This is a genomic window from Streptosporangium vulgare, from assembly GCF_042428775.1.
GTDB classification, from domain to species: Bacteria; Actinomycetota; Actinomycetes; order Streptosporangiales; family Streptosporangiaceae; genus Streptosporangium; species Streptosporangium vulgare.
The window spans coordinates 18903-37443 of the sequence record NZ_JBHMBS010000019.1; the positions used below are offsets into that span (position 1 = coordinate 18903).

12 protein-coding genes are annotated in these 18541 nt (G+C 70.8%); 9 read left to right on the top strand and 3 right to left on the bottom strand.

Annotated features, from left to right (window positions below):
* Window position 1: 1 nt before the first annotated feature.
* Together treS and ACFFRH_RS30865 are read right to left on the bottom strand one after the other, a co-directional pair.
* Entirely contained in the window at window positions 2-1705 is a 1704-nt protein-coding gene (treS, locus tag ACFFRH_RS30860) for a maltose alpha-D-glucosyltransferase (protein ID WP_350969381.1), read from the bottom strand.
* A gap of 45 nt (window positions 1706-1750) precedes the next feature.
* Window positions 1751-3883, bottom strand: a complete 2133-nt coding sequence (locus ACFFRH_RS30865) for an alpha-1,4-glucan--maltose-1-phosphate maltosyltransferase (protein ID WP_386161121.1) — start codon at window positions 3881-3883, stop codon at window positions 1751-1753.
* Window positions 3884-4236: 353 nt separating this feature from the next.
* Here ACFFRH_RS30865 and glgP point away from each other — a divergent pair, with 353 nt between their 5' ends.
* Entirely contained in the window at window positions 4237-6819 is a 2583-nt protein-coding gene (gene glgP / locus ACFFRH_RS30870; RefSeq protein ID WP_386161122.1) for an alpha-glucan family phosphorylase, read from the top strand.
* A gap of 382 nt (window positions 6820-7201) precedes the next feature.
* Here glgP and ACFFRH_RS30875 read toward each other — a convergent pair whose 3' ends face one another.
* Complete coding sequence (locus ACFFRH_RS30875) at window positions 7202-9070, bottom strand: flavin monoamine oxidase family protein (RefSeq protein ID WP_386161123.1); 1869 nt, start codon at window positions 9068-9070, stop codon at window positions 7202-7204.
* Between the two features lie 335 nt (window positions 9071-9405).
* On the opposite strand from ACFFRH_RS30875, the gene ACFFRH_RS30880 reads away from it, so the two are divergent.
* The 8 genes from ACFFRH_RS30880 to ACFFRH_RS30915 all read left to right on the top strand — a co-directional run bounded on the left by ACFFRH_RS30880 (window position 9406) and on the right by ACFFRH_RS30915 (window position 18459).
* Entirely contained in the window at window positions 9406-11526 is a 2121-nt protein-coding gene (locus ACFFRH_RS30880; protein WP_386161124.1) for an amylo-alpha-1,6-glucosidase, read from the top strand.
* A gap of 62 nt (window positions 11527-11588) precedes the next feature.
* Window positions 11589-12719, top strand: coding sequence for a glycosyltransferase family 4 protein (locus ACFFRH_RS30885; protein WP_386161125.1), 1131 nt, complete (start codon window positions 11589-11591; stop codon window positions 12717-12719).
* A 107-nt stretch (window positions 12720-12826) separates the two neighbouring features.
* The gene (locus ACFFRH_RS30890; protein ID WP_386161126.1) at window positions 12827-13597 is read left to right on the top strand and encodes an enoyl-CoA hydratase/isomerase family protein; all 771 of its coding nucleotides are present in this window, start codon (window positions 12827-12829) and stop codon (window positions 13595-13597) included.
* 87 nt (window positions 13598-13684) lie between these two features.
* On the top strand, window positions 13685-14095 hold the full coding sequence (locus tag ACFFRH_RS30895) for a hypothetical protein (protein WP_386161127.1): 411 nt from the start codon (window positions 13685-13687) through the stop codon (window positions 14093-14095).
* Window positions 14092-15318, top strand: coding sequence for a DUF6395 domain-containing protein (locus ACFFRH_RS30900; protein WP_386161128.1), 1227 nt, complete (start codon window positions 14092-14094; stop codon window positions 15316-15318). Before ACFFRH_RS30895 ends, ACFFRH_RS30900 begins: the two co-directional genes overlap by 4 nt.
* Complete coding sequence (locus tag ACFFRH_RS30905; RefSeq protein WP_386161129.1) at window positions 15315-16157, top strand: M55 family metallopeptidase; 843 nt, start codon at window positions 15315-15317, stop codon at window positions 16155-16157. Before ACFFRH_RS30900 ends, ACFFRH_RS30905 begins: the two co-directional genes overlap by 4 nt.
* Before the next feature lie 3 nt (window positions 16158-16160).
* Window positions 16161-17837 carry a flavin monoamine oxidase family protein gene (locus ACFFRH_RS30910; RefSeq protein ID WP_386161130.1) on the top strand — a complete coding sequence of 559 codons (1677 nt, stop codon included), beginning with the start codon at window positions 16161-16163 and terminating at the stop codon, window positions 17835-17837.
* 73 nt (window positions 17838-17910) lie between these two features.
* Entirely contained in the window at window positions 17911-18459 is a 549-nt protein-coding gene (locus tag ACFFRH_RS30915) for a YbaK/EbsC family protein (RefSeq protein WP_386161131.1), read from the top strand.
* Window positions 18460-18541: the final 82 nt, after the last annotated feature.

An 18541-nucleotide genomic window follows, 5' to 3' on the forward strand; every position in this document is an offset into this window, starting at 1 on the left:
TTTACGCCTCCTGGGATGCGGGTGGCAGGGTGAACCAGTAGAACCCATGCCCAGGAAGAGTCAAAAGATACGGAAGCTCGCCAATCGATGGGAAAGGCACCCCTCCCATCGTCTCCACGGGGACCGTTCCCTCGAAGCGGCGAAGATCGAGCTCCACCGGCTGCGGGAACCGGGACAGGTTGTTGACGCACAGCATCCGGTCGTCGCCGAGCTCGCGCACGAAGGCGAGGACGCTCGGGTTGGACGAGTTCAGCTCGGTGAACTCGCCCAGGCCGAAGACCGGGTGACGCTTGCGGATGTCGATCATCCGCTTGGTCCAGTGCAGCAGTGAGCCCGCGCTCCGCTGCTGCGCCTCGACGTTGAGCGCCTGGTAGCCGTAGATCGGGTCCATGATCACCGGGAGGTACAGGCGGCCCGGGTCGCAGTCGGAGAATCCCGCGTTGCGGTCGGGGCTCCACTGCATGGGGGTGCGCACGCCGTCGCGGTCGCCCAGCCAGATGTTGTCGCCCATCCCGATCTCGTCGCCGTAGTACAGCACCGGGGATCCAGGAAGGGAGAGCAGTAACGCGGTGAACAGCTCGATCTGGTTGCGGTCGTTCTCCAGCAGCGGGGCGAGCCGCCGCCGGATGCCGACGTTGGCGCGCATCCGGGGGTCCTTGGCGTACTCCGAGTACATGTAGTCGCGCTCGTCGTCCGTCACCATTTCGAGGGTGAGCTCGTCGTGGTTGCGCAGGAAGATGCCCCACTGGCAGTTCTCCGGGATCTTCGGCGTCTGGGCCATGATCTCGGAGATGGGATAGCGCGACTCCCGCCTGACCGCCATGAAGATGCGCGGCATCAGCGGGAAGTGGAACGCCATGTGGCACTCGTCACCCCCGGTGGCGGAGTCGCCGAAGTACTCGACCACGTCGGCGGGCCACTGGTTGGCCTCGGCGAGCAGCACCCGGTCGGGGTAGAGCCGGTCGATCTCGGCCCTGACCCGCTTCAGGTACTCGTGGGTGCGGGGCAGGTTCTCGCAGTTGGTGCCGTCCTGCTCGAAGAGGTAGGGGATGGCGTCCATGCGGAAGCCGTCGATGCCCAGGTCCAGCCAGAAGCGCAGCACCTCCAGCATCGCGTCCTGCACGTCCGGGTTCTCGTAGTTGAGGTCCGGCTGGTGGGAGAAGAAGCGGTGCCAGTAGTACTGGCCCCGGACCGGGTCGTGGGACCAGTTGGACGTCTCGGTGTCGATGAAGATGATCCGGGCGTCCTTGTAGAGCTCGTCGTTGTCGTTCCAGACGTAGAAGTCGCCGAACGGCCCCTCGGGGTCGTGGCGGGAGGCCTGGAACCACGGGTGCTGGTCGCTGGTGTGGTTCATCACCAGGTCGGCGATGACCCGCATGCCACGCTTGTGCGCCTCGTCGACCAGCTTCACGAAGTCTCCGAGATCGCCGAAATCAGGAAGGATCTTCATGAAGTCGGCGATGTCGTACCCGCCGTCGCGCAGCGGCGACTCGTACAGCGGAAGCAGCCAGAGGCAGTCGACACCGAGCCACTGGAGATAGTCCAGCTTCTGGATGAGACCGCGGATGTCTCCGGTGCCGTCGCCGTTGGAATCGGCGAAACCCCGGATGAGAACCTCGTAGAAGACAGCTCGCTTGAACCAGTACGGGTCGCGCGGCTTTTCCTCGTCGAAGGTGTTAGGAATTGGCTCAGGTAGCTGACTCACCAGTGACTCCCCGCTGTTCTGCCGGTATAGGCGTACCCGGCCGGCTCACCGCTGGTTCGCCGCCGCGGCACGCAGAGTGAAGACGTGCGCTGGGTGGATGTGGGGATCGAGGCGCACGTAGTTGTCCTGCCGCCAGCGATACGACTCGCCCGACAGTTCGTCGTCCACGACGAACTCGGCTTGCCAGTCGAGACCGAGGGCGGGCATGTCCAGCGACACCGTCGCCTCATGGGTGTTGTGCGGATCCAGGTTCACGACGACGAGGACAACGTCGCCCAGGCCGTGCCGTCGTGTGGCCGTGTCGTAGGCACCGGGCAACCGCTTGGAGAAGCAGATCACATCCGGGTTGTTGACGCTGTGAAACCGTAGATTACGCAGTTCCTGGAGCGCCGGGTGTGCTCTTCGGAACAAATTGAGTTGTGTGATGAACGGGGCGAGGCTACGACCTTCTCGCTCGGCCTCTACCCAATTGCGGGGTTTGTACTGATATTTCTCACTATCAAGGTATTCTTCGCTACCCGGTCTAACCGGTACATTCTCCGCAAGTTCATATCCGGCGTACACGCCCCACGTCGGCATCGCCGTGGCCGCGAGCACTGCTCTGATATAAAATGCCGGGACTCCCCCGTGCTGAAGGTATTCATGGAGAATGTCCGGAGTATTAACGAACACGTTGGGTCGCATGTAGTGCGACGTCTCGTGGGAGAGCTCGCCCAGATAGTCCTCGACGTCCGAGCGCGAGTTCTTCCACGTGTAGTACGTGTACGACTGGTGGAAGCCGACCTTGGCCAGCGTCCGCATCATCGCGGGGCGGGTGAAGGCCTCCGCCAGGAACAATACGTCAGGGTCGGTGGTGTGCACGTCGGCCAGCAGCTTCTCCCAGAAGGCCACCGGCTTGGTGTGGGGGTTGTCCACCCGGAAGATCCGCACCCCGTGGTCCATCCACAGCCGTACGACCCGCCTGATCTCCTCGTAGATCCCCTTGGGGTCCCTGTCGAAGTTCAGCGGGTAGATGTCCTGGTACTTCTTCGGAGGGTTCTCCGCGTACGCGATCGAGCCGTCGGCGCGGACGTTGAACCACTCCGGGTGCTCCTTGACCCACGGGTGGTCGGGCGCGCACTGCAGGGCGAGGTCGATGGCGACCTCCATGCCCAGCTCGCGGGTCTTGGCCACGAAGGCGTCGAAGTCCTCGAAGGTGCCCAGGTCGGGGTGGATGGCGTCGTGGCCGCCCTCCTCGGAGCCGATCGCCCAGGGGGAGCCGGGGTCGTACGGCTCGGGCGTCAGGGTGTTGTTGCGCCCCTTGCGGAAGCTGTGCCCGATCGGGTGGATCGGCGGCAGGTAGACGACGTCGAAGCCCATCTTCGCCACGGCGGGCAGCCGCTTGGCGGCGGTCTGGAAGGTCCCGGACTTGGGGGCGACGCCCTGCTCGATGATCGCGCCCTCGGAGCGCGGGAAGAACTCGTACCACGACCCGAACAGCGCCCTGCGGCGGTGTACCAGGACCGTGCGCGGGGCCGACCTCGTCACCAGGTCGCGCAGCGGGTGGGCGCGCAGCATCGCCGCCGTCTCCGGCATCTGGGCCACGGTGAACCGGGCGCGCGGGTCGATCTCGGGGTCGCGCAGCCGCGCCGCGACGGCCTGGAGCGCGGCCCGGTGCCCGCAGACGTGCTGCTGCGCGACCTTGGGGCGCTTCGCCGCCCGCGCCGCCGGGGTTCTGCCGCTCACCGGTCCGCCGGTCGCGACCGTCCCGCCGGCGGGGCCGGTCGACGGCCCGCAGTCGGCGGCACGCACCGCCCTCGCCGCACGGTCGAAGAGCCGGGCGCCCTCTTCGCACATCAGGTCGGCGTCCAGGTCACGCGGGATCTTGATGCCCGCGTCGTGCAACCAGGTGGCCACGGGATCGCTCCACGCCTCCACCCGGAAACGCCACTCACCCTCGGTGGGCAGCGTCACCTCCACGCCCCACCGGTCGGTGCCCGGGGCGAGCTCGCCCATGGGCAGCAGGGGGCCGCGCACGCCGCCGGGGCCGGTGAACACGACCCCTGCCGCGACCGCGTCGTGTCCCTCGCGGAACACGGTCGCGGAGATCTCGAAGGTCTCACCCGCGGCGGCCTTGGCGGGGCGGCGCCCGCAGTCGACCGTGGGGTGGATGTCCTGGATTGGGATTCGTCCGATCATCGCGTCTCAAGGTAGCGGCGGCACGCCCGGTACCGCCGGGGAAGTCAGCAAGGAAAGATCTTCGTTTTTTCAAGCATCCCCGGGCGGCCGGTCTCGGGGCAAGCGGAAGCCCCGCCCTGATGGGACGGCCGGGTCCCGAGGGCAGTACGTTCTGGCTCGTATCTCCGGTGCCCCAATAGTCCATCTTCATGCGTACGGATGGATAGAGTGCGGGACCTCTTACTCTTCCGCGAGTCGTCCTAACAGTCGATCACCTCTCTTTGATGTGTTTGGGGTGGATTGATAGCGGTGAGAGGGAGACGCGTGAGTGTTTGAGTCGCCCTCGTGGCGCTGAGTAACTAGGGTCTGGCACCGTGAGAGCAATCCGTAGGTTCACCGTCCGCACCGTCCTGCCGCCGGAGCTGGCCTCCCTCGGCGAGCTCGTCCTCAATCTGCGCTGGTCATGGCATCCGGAGACATTGGATCTGTTCGGCGAGGTCGATCCGGCCATCTGGGGGCGCGTCGGGTACGACCCCGTCGCCCTGCTGGGCGCCGTGGAGGCCGCCCGGCTGCGCGAGCTGGCCGCCGACCGCCGCTTCCTGAGGCGGCTCGCCGACGCCGCCGACGATCTCCGCGAGTACATGACCGCCCCCCGGTGGTACCAGACCATGTCCGACGCGCCCAAGGCCATCGCCTACTTCTCCCCGGAGTACGGCATCGCCGCGGCGCTGCCGCAGTACTCGGGCGGGCTCGGCATCCTCGCCGGTGACCACCTCAAGGCCGCGAGCGACCTCGGCGTGCCCATCCTCGCCGTCGGCCTGCTGTACCGCCACGGCTACTTCACCCAGTCCCTCTCGCCCGAGGGCTGGCAGCTGGAGCACTATCCCTCCCTCGACCCCGGCGGCCTGCCGCTCACCCTCCTGCGGGAGGAGGACGGCACCCCGGTACGCATCAAGATCAGCCTCCCCGAGCACCGCACGCTGCACGCCCAGGTCTGGGTGCTCCAGGTCGGCAGGGTGCCGCTGCTGCTGCTCGACTCCGACGTGGCGGAGAACGACAACGCCGCCCGCGACGTCACCGACCGCCTGTACGGCGGCGGCGGCGACCACCGGCTGCTCCAGGAGCTGCTGCTCGGCGTCGGCGGCGTCCGCGCCATCCGCGCCTACTGCCGGGCCACCGGGCACGCCGAGCCCGAGGTGTTCCACACCAACGAGGGCCACGCCGGCTTCCTCGGCCTGGAGCGCATCCGCGAGCTCACCGAGGCCAGGCTCTCCTTCGACGAGGCCCTGGAGGCGGTCCGGGCCGGGACCGTCTTCACCACGCACACCCCCGTGCCCGCCGGGATCGACCGCTTCCCGGCCGAGATGATCGGCCGCCAGTTCGGCGGCGAGAACGCCTGGCCCACGGTCCCCGTCGACCGCATCCTCGCGCTCGGCGCCGAGGAGGAGCCGGGCAAGTTCAACATGGCCGCGATGGGCATGCGGCTGGCCCAGCGGGTCAACGGCGTCTCCGAGCTGCACGGCGCCGTGAGCCGGGAGATGTTCCAGAGCCTGTGGCCGGGGTTCGACACCGAGGAGATCCCGATCGGGTTCATCACCAACGGTGTGCACGCCCCCACCTGGGTCGGCCGGGAGATCATGGAGCTGGCCGGCAAGGAGCTGCCCACCCTGGTCGACCGCGCCCAGGGCTGGGAGAGCATCGGCAAGATCTCCGACGGCGACGTCTGGGGCATCAGGGGACGGCTGCGCGAGAAGCTGGTCGTCGCCGCCCGCGCGCGGCTCCGCCAGTCGTGGATCAACCGGGGCGCCTCGCCGGCCGAGCTCGGCTGGATCGACGACGCCCTCGACCCCGAGGTGCTCACCATCGGCTTCGCCCGCCGGGTGCCCTCGTACAAGCGGCTCACCCTGATGCTGTCCGACCCCGACCGGCTCCGCGCGCTGCTGCTCGACCCCGTCAGGCCGGTGCAGATCGTGATCGCGGGCAAGGCCCACCCGGCCGACGAGGGCGGCAAGAAGCTCATCCAGCAGATCGTGAAGTTCGCCGACTCCGAGGACGTGCGGCACCGCATCGTCTTCCTGCCCGACTACGACATGGCCCTGGGCCAGCTGCTCGTCCAGGGCTGCGACGTGTGGATGAACAACCCGCTGCGCCCGCTGGAGGCGTGCGGCACGTCCGGGATGAAGGCCGCGCTCAACGGCGGGCTCAACCTGTCCATCCGCGACGGCTGGTGGGACGAGTGGTACGACGGCACCAACGGCTGGGCCATCCCCACCGCCGACGGCGTCGCCGACCCCGACCGCCGCGACGAGCTGGAGGCCGCCGCGCTGTACGACCTGATCGAGCACGAGGTGGCCGACCGGTTCTACGACCGGGCCGACGGGCTGCCCCGGCGCTGGCTGGAGATGGTCAGGCACACCCTCAACTCGCTCGGCCCCAAGGTGCTCGCCGGGCGGATGCTGCGCGACTACGTGGTCGACCTCTACGCCCCGGCCGCCAAGTCCGCCCGCGCCCTCTCCGGGGAGGGGTACGAGCAGGCCAGGAGCTTCGCGGCGTGGAAGCTCAAGGTCGGCAAGGCCTGGCCGGGCGTGCGGGTCGAGCACGTGGAGGCCTCGGGCCTGGGCGACAGCACCCCGGAGCTCGGCACGTCCCTGGAGCTGAAGGCCACCATCGCCCTCGGCGAGCTGGGGCCGGGGGACATCCGGGTCCAGGCGGCCTACGGCCGGGTCGGCGACCACGACGACCTGGCCGCCCCGTCCTACGCCGACCTCACGGTCGAGTCCGAGGGCGACGACGGCAGGGCCGTCTTCGCCGGGACCATCCCCCTCGACCGCACCGGGCCCTTCGGCTACACCGTCCGGGTCGTCCCCGACCACCCGCTGGTGGCGTCGACCTCGGAGCTCGGCCTGGTCGCGGTGCCCGAGGAGCCCGTCGGCATGACCAACGGCACCCTGCGCTGACCGCGTGACCATCCGGCGCGCGCGCCGGATGGCGGGACCCCCGCGCTCCTCCCGGTCTCCGGTGGGGGCGCGGGGGTCCTCGCGTTCCCGGGAGGACGGGCGGGGCCGAGCGGACGCACAGGGCTTCGCGGGGCTTCACGAAGCCTTATGGAGCTTCGCGGACGACGTCGCGACACCGATGGGTCCGGAAGTGTCCGAGTACCGACACGCGGAGTGGTGCGATGGGTAGGGTTGAGCACTCGATCCCTGGCGCCCGAGAGAGGTTCCCGGCGCCGTGACCCCGGAGCGCGCCTGATCCCGCGGCGGCCCGGTGGCGCGTGGCCCGCGGAGGTCGGTGCCGCGGGCCACGCGGAGAGAAGACCCCGCCGTGAGGGGCGAGGGGTCAGGCGTTGGCCTCCAGGGCGGCGCGGACCGCCGACTCCAGGGCGCCCTCGATCCAGGAGTGCTTCAGCGAGGTGTGCTCGCCCGCGAAGTGCAGCCGTCCCACGGGGGTGGCGATGGCGGGGTGGATCTCGGTCATCTGGCCCGGCGTGAAGACGGCGGCCTCGCCGAAGGCGTAGCGGTTGCGCATCCAGCTCTGGGTCATGCCGTGGCCGGTGTAGAACTCGGAGATGCGCTCCCCGTGCACCTCCTGCAGCCCGCGCAGCGCGTAGCCGTAGCGCTCGTCGTCGTCCATGGAGTCCCAGCGGGTGGCGTCGTCGGCCCACGAGTAGCTGGCCAGCACGACGCCGCCCTCGCTGCCGGGCACCGGGTGGGAGGGGAAGTAGACGAACCGGTTGGCGTTGTCGGTGACCGACCCGCCGCCCGTCACGTGGGCCGCGGACCCCGGGCGGTAGCGGGGGCCGAGCTCCCGCTTCCAGTCACGCTCGTCGAACTCCCACCAGCGCCTGCGGAACTCCAGCAGCACCTTGGTCGCGGAGTCGTAGTGCAGCTCGATGATCGCGCGCCGCTTGGGGTACGGCAGCGCCGGGGCGATCTCCACGTGACGCAGCGCGGAGAACGGGATCGTGATGATCGCGAGGTCTCCCTCGAACGTCTCGCCCCTGCCCTGGCGCCTGAAGTCGGACTCGGTGCTGCCCGTCTCGGTGACCGTCTCGACGCGCACGCCCCGCGCGGTGTGCCGGATCCGCACGGCCCGCCGGTCCATCCGGATGTCGCCGCGCAGCCCCGGCGCCAGCCGGTACGGCAGCTCCCGGCTGCCGCCCTCCATCTCCCAGTAGGTCGCCGACGGGTTGACCAGGCTCCGGGTCAGGAAGGTGTGCATGAACGACAGCGGCAGCCGGGAGGTGAGGTTCTCCAGGGTGCCGATGGCGTCGATCGCCGCGTCGCTCAGCCGGGCGTGCTCGCGCAGGAAGCGGTTCATGGAGTAGTCGTCGAAGTCGTACAGGACGCGGGCCCAGCCCTCGATCAGCTCCGGCAGCGGCTTGTCGACCCGCGCCGAGCCGCGGACGACGGAGAAGTAGTCCCTGACCGGGTCGAGCGCGTCGTCCAGGATCTTCCCGGCGGTCCTGCCGTCCCGCAGCCCGAACGAGGCGTTGATCTCGCGCGGGTTCCTGGCGTACTCGTCGCGGCGCTGAGTGATGCCGTTGACCCGGATCAGGGTGTGGTTCGCCCGCTCCGGGGCGGTGAACTCCCCCCGGGACGGGCCGGAGCGCCAGGCCGGCCCGCGGCGCGGGGTGTAGACGACGGGCGGGACGGGACCGGTCGCCGCGTCGCCGGGCCGTACGTCGACGTTGTAGAACAGGCGCCGGGTGATGCCGAGCTTGTCGATGAGCGCCAGCGTGAGCGGGTGGAAGTCGGGGATGCGCATCGCCCCCGCCTCGGCGTACTGCGACCGGTCGGCGAAACCGGTCCGGAAGGTCTTGATCCGGCCGCCGATCCGGTTGCCGTTGGCCTCGATGACGGTGACCCGGTGCCCGGCCCGCTTCAGCAGCGTCGCGGCCACCAGCCCGGCGATCCCGGCGCCGACGACGAGGATCCTCTTGGGGGAGCGGGTCCTGGGCAGGCCGTTGTCGATCAGCACCTTGAGGTATTCGAGCTTGAGGTCCGAGCCGTCCTCGCCGACGAGCAGCAGGTCCCGGGCCACCCGGGTGCAGGTGTCCCAGCGCCTCGCGTCGCGCGGCTCCCGCCCGGTGCGCGCGGGGGCCGGATCCGCGAGCGAGACCGCCGCCGCGACCGCCGGTTCGACGGCCGAGCCGACCGCTCCCACGGCGCCCAGCCCGGCCAGTTTGGCGAACCCCCTCCGGTTCATACCTGACACAAGATCCTCCCTTTCGTAGTCACTTTAAGTAATTGAATGACTACTACCGGTTCAAGTTCAGGTGTGCCAGGGTCTTTCCGGTTGTGACTCCAACCGTTCGCGCGTGGCCCGTCTTTCGCGGCTTTTGTCGCGGGGGGTGGGTGGTCTCGTCCGTGAGGACGTGAGCCTCCGCCGGTGGGCGGCCTTGGAGGCGGTGGGTCGGGCGAACTTGGGCAAAGTCCCTTTTATGTGGCAAAACGCGACAATATACGTCTTTTGCATAGTTCTTTCTTGTATGTGGTGGGAATGGCTACATAGCCGACATCTTGTACATCCTGGAGAGAACAGTGGACGCTTGGACGTTCGAGGGCCAGCCGGGCGCGCTGGGGGACACCACGGTCACGCTGGTCGAGGGTGGCTCCTTCTGCGTGTGCGCCCGCAACGGCGACATCCTCCCCGGCGGGGCGCAGGGTGTTTACCACGCCGACACCCGGATCCTGTCGCGCTGGGAGCTGAGGGTGGACGAGCTGCCGGTGGAGGCGCTCAGGGTGCTCCCGGCCGAGCCGTACCACGCGACGTTCCTCGGCAAGGCGGCCCCCCGCCCCGGGCGGGCCGAGAGCAGCCTGCTCGTGGTCAGGGACCGCTACGTCGGCGGCGGCCTGCGCGAGGACCTCACCCTGCGCAACCTGGGGAGCGAGCCCGCCGGATGCGTGGTCGACATCCACGTCGCCTCCGACATGGCCGACCTGTTCGAGGTGAAGGCCAGCCGGATCCGGCACGTGACCGACGTGGAGATGACGTCCGACAGGACGGGACTGCTGATCGTCTCGGCCTGCCGCTCGCGCGGCACCAGGGTGGTGGCCGAGCCCGCGCCGTTCGCCGTGCCCGGCGTGCTCATCTTCCGCGTCGTCGTGCCCGAGCGGGGTGAGTGGACCGTCAGCCTCCAGGTCAACCCGATCCTGGAGGGCGAGGAGTCGCCCGCGTGGTTCTCCACCCACCGCCCGCTGGAGCACGCGGAGCCCGCCAGGCGCCGCGCCGACTGGGAGCGCCTCAGCCCGATCATCATCACCTCCGACCGCGTCCTGGCCCAGGTCCTGGAGCGCTCCAAGGAGGATCTGGGCGCGCTGCGGCTCTTCGAGGCCGGCGAGCCCGACGAGCCGCCGACGATCGCCGCGGGCGCGCCGTGGTTCATGACCCTGTTCGGCCGTGACTCGCTGCTGACCTCGTGGATGGCACTCCAGATGGACCAGTGCCTGGCGCTGGGCACCCTGCGGCGCCTGGCCAGGCTGCAGGGCACCGTCGACGACCCGCTGACCGAGGAGGAGCCGGGCAAGATCCTGCACGAGCTCCGTTTCGGCACGCAGACCGCCGCCTCGCCGCACGCGGGCCACGCCTACTACGGCTCGGTGGACTCGACCCCGCTGTTCGTGATGGTCATGGGCGAGCTGCGCCGGTGGGGCATGTACGGGGAGGCCGTCGAGGAGCTCATGCCGCACGTCGACGCCGCCCTCGACTGGATCCGCAGGTCCGCGGACCCGTTCCTGTCCTACCGGCGCAAGACCGACCACGGGCTGATCAACCAGGGCTGGAAGGACTCCTTCGACGGCGTCAACTTCGCCGACGGCACCATCGCCGGCCCGCCCATCGCCCTGGCCGAGGTCCAGGGCTACGTCTACGCCGCCTACATCGCCCGCGCCCACTTCGCCCACGAGGCGGGCGACAGCGCCCTGGAGGAGCAGTGGAAGGCCCGCGCGGAACGCCTCAGGGACGCCTTCAACGAGCGCTTCTGGCTGCCGGACCGGGGCTACTACGCCATCGGCCTCGACGGCGCCGGGCGCGCGATCGACAGCCTCGCCTCCAACATGGGCCACTGCCTGTGGACCGGCATCGTCGACGAGGACCGGGCCCCCCTCGTCGCCGAGCGGCTGCTCTCACCGGAGATGTTCACCGGGTACGGGGTGCGGACCCTCGCCACCACCATGGGCGCCTACAACCCGATGAGCTACCACAACGGCTCGGTCTGGCCGCACGACAACGCCCTGATCGCGGCCGGGCTGATGCGCTACGGCTTCACGGGCGAGGCCCAGCGGATCGCCTTCGGCCTGCTGGACGCGGCCGAGGTCTTCGGCTGGCGGCTGCCCGAGCTGTTCTGCGGGTTCGACCGGGCCGAGTTCACCTGGCCGGTGCCCTACCCCACCTCCTGCTCGCCGCAGGCGTGGGCCGCGGCGAGCCCCATCCAGCTGGTCAGGAGCCTGCTGCGCTTCGAGCCGTGGATCCCGTACCGGCGGGTGTGGCTGGATCCCGTCGGCCTGGAGGGCCTGCGGATCCAGGGACTGCCGCTCGCGGGCTCCCGGGTCACGATCGAGGTCGGCCAGGACGGCGCCACCGTGAGCGGGCTGCCCGAGGGGATCACCCTGATCAACGAGCCGCGCAGCCCGGTGACCGCCGCCCTGCGGCAGGTCCACTGACCGTCTCTCCCGCGTCTTTCCAGGTCCCGCGTCTTCGTCTTCGTTTTCTTAGTGAGGTGGCCATGGTCTCTTCGAGAAACGTCCCCGGATGGTCGGAGGGCATGCGCATCCTGATGGTCGCGCCGCCCTGGTACGACGTGCCGCCCCAGGGCTACGGGGGCATCGAGTCGATGGTGGCCGGCCTCGTCGCCGGGCTGACCCGGCGCGGGCACGAGATCACGCTGATCGGGGCCGGCCGGGCGGGAACCTCCGCGCGCTTCCTGAGCACCTACGGGCGGGCACCCTCGGAGCGGATCGGCGAGCCGCTGCCCGAGGTCCTGCACGCCGCCAAGGCGTACGCGATGACCTCGAAGCTCGTGGTGGACGTGATCCACGACCACACCCTGGCCGGGCCGCTGACCGCGCCCGCGCAGGCCGTCCCGACGGTGATCACCTGCCACGGGGAGGTGGGGGGCGAGTTCGGCGAGTACTACCGGGTGCTCGGCTCCGCCGTGTCGATGGTCGCCATCTCCGAGGCCCAGCGGCGCGTCGCGCCCGACCTGAACTGGGCGGGGGTGGTCCACAACGCGGTCGACGTCACGGCCTTCCCCTTCAGGGAGCGCAAGGAGGACTGGGTGCTGTGGCTGGGCCGGTTCAACGAGGACAAGGGCGCCCACCTGGCCATCGACGCCGCCCGCGCCGCCGGGCGGCGCATCCTGCTCGCCGGCAAGCTCACCGAGAAGATCGAGTACGACTACTTCGACGAGTACGTCAGGCCCCGGCTCGGCCCCGACGCCCAGTACGTCGGCGAGGCCGACACCGCGCGCAAGCACGAGCTGCTCGCGGCGGCCCGGTGCCTGATCTTCCCGATCGTCTGGGAGGAGCCGTTCGGCATGGTCATGATCGAGGCCATGGCCTGCGGCACGCCCGTGGTCGCCCTCTGCAGGGGCGCCGTGCCCGAGGTGGTCGTGGACGGGGTCACCGGATTCATCCGGAGCGATCCCGCGGAGCTCCCCGCCGCCGTCGAGGCGACGGACGCGCTCGACCCGCGTGCCTGCCGTTCCCGCGTGGAGCGCTTCTTCGGCGTGGAGGTGATGGCCCGCGCGTACGAGGCGATCTACCGCAGGACGATCGCCGGATTGCCGAGGCGGGCGAAGGAGGACCCGGGCAGGAACGCGGGGGAGAGCAGGGACCTGGCCATGCCCGTCAACTGAGACGCGCCCTATGGTGGTTCGCGGCACAGAGATCAATGGGGATCGACGCGGATCGACAGGGATCACGGCGCGGCCCGCGGGCCCCGGCGGAAGGCGGAAGGACGTCCATGGGTGAGTTCGTGCGGGTGGAGGCGGCCGACGGGGTCGCGACGATCAGGCTGGACCGGCCGAAGATGAACGCGCTCAACCGGCAGGTCCAGCTGGAGATCGCCGAGTGCGCCCGGCAGGTGGACGCCGACGACGCCGTGTACGCCGTGGTCCTCTACGGCGGGAACGTCTTCGCGGCCGGGGCCGACATCAAGGAGATGGCCGCCATGTCGTACGCCGACATGGCGGTCCACTCGCGGGTCCTGCAGGACTGCTTCACGGCCGTCGCGAGGATCGGCAAGCCGGTCGTCGCGGCCGTGACCGGCTACGCGCTCGGCGGCGGCTGCGAGCTGGCGCTGTGCGCCGACGTCAGGATCGCCGGGGAGTCGGCCAAGCTGGGCCAGCCCGAGATCCTGCTGGGCATCATCCCCGGGGCGGGCGGCACCCAGCGGCTGCCCCGGCTGGTCGGCCCGGCCAGGGCGAAGGACCTCATCTTCACCGGGCGCCACGTGCCCGCCGCCGAGGCCCTCGCCATCGGCCTGGTGGACCGGGTCGTCCCCGACGAGGACGTGTACTCCGAGGCCCTCGCGTACGCCGCCCGGTTCGCGGGAGGTCCCGCCCTGGCGCTGCGCGCCGCGAAGAGGGCCGTGGACGCCGGGCTGGAGACCGATCTCGACACCGGCCTGGAGATCGAGCGCCTGCAGTTCTCCGGGCTGTTCGCCACCGACGACGCGGGGATCGGCATGCGAGCCTTCTCCGAGAGGTCGAAGGCCGAGTTCACCGGCCGCTGACCTGTCCGCCGGGGTAGGCGGAGCTTGTAGGGATTGGTCCTGGATGATCGAGGATTGCCGGTATCGTGCCGGGTTATGGTGCGGTTGGTGAAGCGTGCGCTGGTGCCCGCCCCGCTGCGGCGGGCGGTTCTCGGCTGGTTCGACTCCCGGTACATCTCCAGGGCCGACCACCGGCAGGACGTCAAGGACGCCCTCTGGGAGGTCCAGACGCTGGCCAGGGAGGTCACCGCGCTGCGAGCGGAGGTCGTCGAGCTCCGCTCGCGGGTGGCCGGGGTCAAACTCGACCCGGCGCGGGCCGGGCGCTGGGACGACGCCCACCGGCTCGCCCAGGAGACCGCCGTCGCGCTGGACGGGGTGCTCCAGAACGAGGTGCTGCTCTGGCAGGCCGTGGACCGCGCCACCGGGAGCGCGACGGGCGCAGGGGGCACAGTAGGCACAGAGGGCGCGGGGAGGGCCGGGGGCGCTGTGAGCACGGTGGGCATGGGGGACACGGCGTGAGAGTGGCCTGGACGGCCGACGGCGGCACCTGGCATCTGGTGTTCCGGCTGGACCCCGAGGACGGCGTCACCGGCCACTGCGCCGACGGCGCGGCCCTGAAGCTGGCCACGAACACCTTCAGGGTCGAACTGCCGCGAGCGCCGCGTGACATCCACCCGGACCTGCTCGCCCTCACCGCGTGGACCGTGGTCGCGCCGTGGACCCGGCGCCGCGTCACCTTCGACCGGCCGATCTCGCCGGAGCTCGCCGGGGCGATCGGCGACGGCTGGGGGATCGAGGCCGGTCCCACCGGGACCACCGGGGCGCGGTCCGGCGGCAGGCTGGCGATCTCCTACAGCGGCGGGGCCGACTCGGTCGCGGTGGCCGCGATGCTGCCCGACGCGCCGTTCGTGCACTTCCAGCGGGTCTCCCACCCGCGCGTGCCCAACCGGTGGACCCACTACCGCTCCGACGTCCTGGCCTCGCTGGCCGAGAAGACCGGCCGCGAGCTGACCGTCGTCCGCTCCGACCTGGAGTTCACCCTCGCCGAGCCCCGCCCCGGCTACCCCGAGCACCACGCGGTCGCCGCGGGCGCGCTGCTGATGGCCGACGAGCTCGACCTGGGCGGCCTTGCCTTCGGCTACGAGCTGGGGTCGCGCTGGCTGGGAGGCGCCCGCTACATCCACCGCTACACGCCCGACAACCTGATGTGGGCCCCGCACGGCGCCTGGGGACGGGCGTTCGCCGCGGCCGGGCTGCACATCGTGCTCCCGGTGGGCGGGGTGAGCGAGGCCGTCACGATGCGGCTCGCCCTCGGCTCCGAGCTGCGCGGGCAGCTCCGCTGGTGCCTGCGCGGGGTGGGCGGCCCCTGCGGGACCTGCGGCAAGTGCCTGTACAAGGAGCTCATCCAGGCCGCCGTCGAGCGCCGCCCGCTCCGCACCACGATCACCGCGGGCCGCCCGGTCGCCCGCAAGTGGCAGCAGCCGCCCCCGTACGGGGGCCAGGAGATGATCGAGTACGGCTGCGCCCGGGTGCCCGGCATCGAGGACACGGTCTTCGCCGCGGCGGCACGCTATCTCCGGGCGACCGAGGCGTCCACCGCCTGGCTGGACCGCTGCTACCCGCCCGCGGTCGCGGAGATTCCCGAACCGTGGCGCAAGCAGGTTCACGACTTCGTGGACGGGGAGATCGGTTTCATGAGCGAGGAAGAGGCGCGTCGCGTCGAGACCTGGGGCGCGAGGTGAAGGTCTACGTCTCGGTCGACATGGAAGGTGTCACCGGGCTCACCGACCCCGAGGAGATGCACGCCGGGGGCCGGGGCTACGAGCGCGGCTGTGAGCTGATGACCGCCGACGCCAACGCGGTCGTCGAGGGCGTGTTCGACGCCGGGGCCACCGCCGTGCGCGTCAACGACGCCCACGGCTCGACCAAGAACCTCAGGATCGACCTGCTCGACGAGCGGGCGACCCTGCTGCGGGGCCCCGGCAAGCCGCTGCGGATGGGGCAGGGCCTGGACGCGAGCTACCGGGCGGCCTGCTTCGCCGGCTACCACGCGCGGGCCGGTGTCCAGCACGGCGTGCTCAACCACACCTGGATGGGCAAGGAGATCCACAACGTCTACCTCAACGGCGAGGTCTGCGGGGAGACCCGTCTCGTCGCCTCCTTCGCCGGGACGCTCGGCGTCCCCGTGGTCCTGGTGACCGGGGACGAGGCCGTCTGCGAGGAGGCGAGGGAGCTGCTCGGCGACGTGGAGACCGTCGCGGTCAAGAAGGGGATCGACAGGTTCGCCGCCGAGCTCCTGCCGCCCGCCGTCGCCCAGGCCCGCATCCGCGAGGCCGCGGCCCGCGCGCTCGACCGGGTGGCCGACTTCCGCCTCTGCGCCCCCGAGCCGCCGTTCACCCTCGGCGTCGAGTGGAACTCCACCGCCATCGCCGCCGGATGCGCGATCATCCCCGGGGTGACGGCGGCGGGCCCGCGGCACACGGAGTTCACCACCGACGACTTCTCGCAGATCATGGCCCTGCTGGGGATCTTCGCCATGATCGGCGGCCAGGTCGCCTGCGGCAGCGGCGCGTACGGCTGACCCTTGACGACCCCCACGAGTGACGAGACAGGTCCCGCGCGGGCCGACGACGCGGTGGTCGCCTCCGCCGCAACCGTCACCGCCGCGTCCACCAGGACCGCGCCCGCCGCGGGAGCGGGCCTGACGCGCAGGGCGCTGCTGGTCGGCGTGGGCGCGGCCGGGGGAGCCGGGGCGATGTTCGCGGCGATGGGCGCCCTCGGACTCGCCCCGGAGTCCCAGGACAGGAACTTCGCACCCCCGCAGCGCTCCGACTTCTCCCTCACCGGCAGGGGAGCGGCCAAGGTGGTCGTCCTCGGCGCGGGCGTGGCCGGGCTGACCTGCGCCTACGAGCTGGGCAAGGCCGGTTACGACTGCACGGTCCTGGAGGCGTCCGGCCGGGTGGGCGGCAGGAACCTCACGCTGCGCGCGGGGGACCGGCTGGAGGAGCTGGGCGGCGAGACACAGACCGCGGGGTTCGAGGAGGGCGTCTACTTCAACGCCGGGGCCGCGCGGATCGCGCCCTGGATGGTCACCATGGACTACTGCCGCGAGCTGGGCGTACCCGTCGAGATCTTCGTCAACAACAACGCCTCGGCGTACGTCTACACACGCGGCATGACCGCCCCGGCGCGGGCGCGCACGGCCCGCGCGGACCTGTACGGCTACATCGGGGAGCTGCTGGCCAAGGCGAGCAACGCGGGCGCGCTGAACCGCCGTCTCACCGCCGACGACCGCGAGCGGCTGGAGGAGTTCCTGCGGCGTTTCGGCGACCTCGGCCCAGACCTCGCCTACCGGCGGGACTCCCGGCGGCGGGGGTTCGAGACCTACCCCGGGGTGGGCGAGGGCGTCTCGGTGGGCACGGCCTCCTCGCTGCGCGACGTGCTCGCCGCGGGCACCGGCAGGTACGTCACCATGGACTTCGGCTACGACCAGGTCATGCCCATGTTCCAGCCGGTGGGCGGCATGGACACGATCACCGGCGCGCTCGCCGACGCGGTCGGCCGCGACCGGATCAGGACGGGCACGCCGGTCACCGGGATCAAGAACCTCCCCGACGGCGTGGAGGTCACGCACCGGGACGGCGCGGGGACCGGCGTCGTCCGCGCCGACTACTGCGTCGCGACCCTGCCGCCCCACCTGTTCGCACGCCTGCCGCACAACCTCGGCACCCCGGTCACCGCCGCGCTCCGCACGCCCGTACCCGTCTCCGCCGGCAAGATCGGGCTGGAGTACGGGAGGCGCTGGTGGGAGATCGACGACCGCATCTACGGCGGCGCCACCGAGACGGACCTGGACATCACCCACATCTGGTACCCCTCCTACGGCTTCCACTCCCGTGGCGGCCTGGTGGTCGGCTACTACAACGTCGACGAGAACGCCGACGTGTACACCGGCCTCTCCCACCGCGAACGCCGCAACCGCGCGCTCACCCAGGGCAAGAAGATCCACGGGGAGAAGTACCGGGCCGAGCTGCGCTCCAGCGTCTCGATCGCCTGGGGGCGCCAGCCGTACATCGAGGGCGGCTGGGCGAGCTGGCCCTCCTTCGGGAGTGACTACGCCCTGCTGCAGCGCCCGGCGGGCCGGGTCTACTTCGCCGGTGACTGGCTCTCGCACCTGACCGCCTGGCAGGCCGGTGCCATGGAGTCCGCGAGGAGGGCGGTCACCGATCTGCACCACCGGGTGCTCCAGACGCCCTCCTGAGTGTCACCCCGCCGCCGTAAGGTCTCCGGTGCGAGAGAATTCCCGAAGGAATTCCCAGGGAGGCGAGACGGCGATGGCGATCGGGACGTTGGACTGGACGAGCGCCGCGGGGCGGCCGGACCTGCTGGCGGAGCCGGTGGCGCGGGCGATCGGCGGGCTCGGCGGGGGCGGTGGGCTCGGCGGGGTCGGCGGGGTGACCGTCGCCGAGATCGATCCGGAGCTGGCCGACACGGCGGCCTTCTGCGAGCGCTACGGCGTGGGCCTGGACGAGTCGGCCAACTGCGTGATCGTGGCGGCCCGGCGCGCGGGGGAGACCCGCTACGCGGCGTGCATGGTGCTCGCCACCATGAGGGCCGACGTCAACGGGGTGATCCGGCGCCATCTGGACGCGCGGAAGATCTCGTTCGCGCCCATGGACGACGCGGTCGCGCTCACCGGCATGGAGTACGGCGGGATCACCCCGCTCGGGCTGCCCGAGGACTGGCCGGTGCTCGTCGACGAGGCGGTGGCGGCACACCCGGAGGTCGTGATCGGCAGCGGCGTCCGCCGTTCCAAGCTGGCCGTGCCGGGCTCCCTGCTGGCCGGACTGAAGAGCGCGCAGGTTCTCCACCTGGCGAACTGAAGCGGAAATGAGATTAAGTGAGAGCGGGAATCGGGAAACCGTCGGGGTTCTGTGAACGTTATTCAGTCGGAAAATGTGGCCC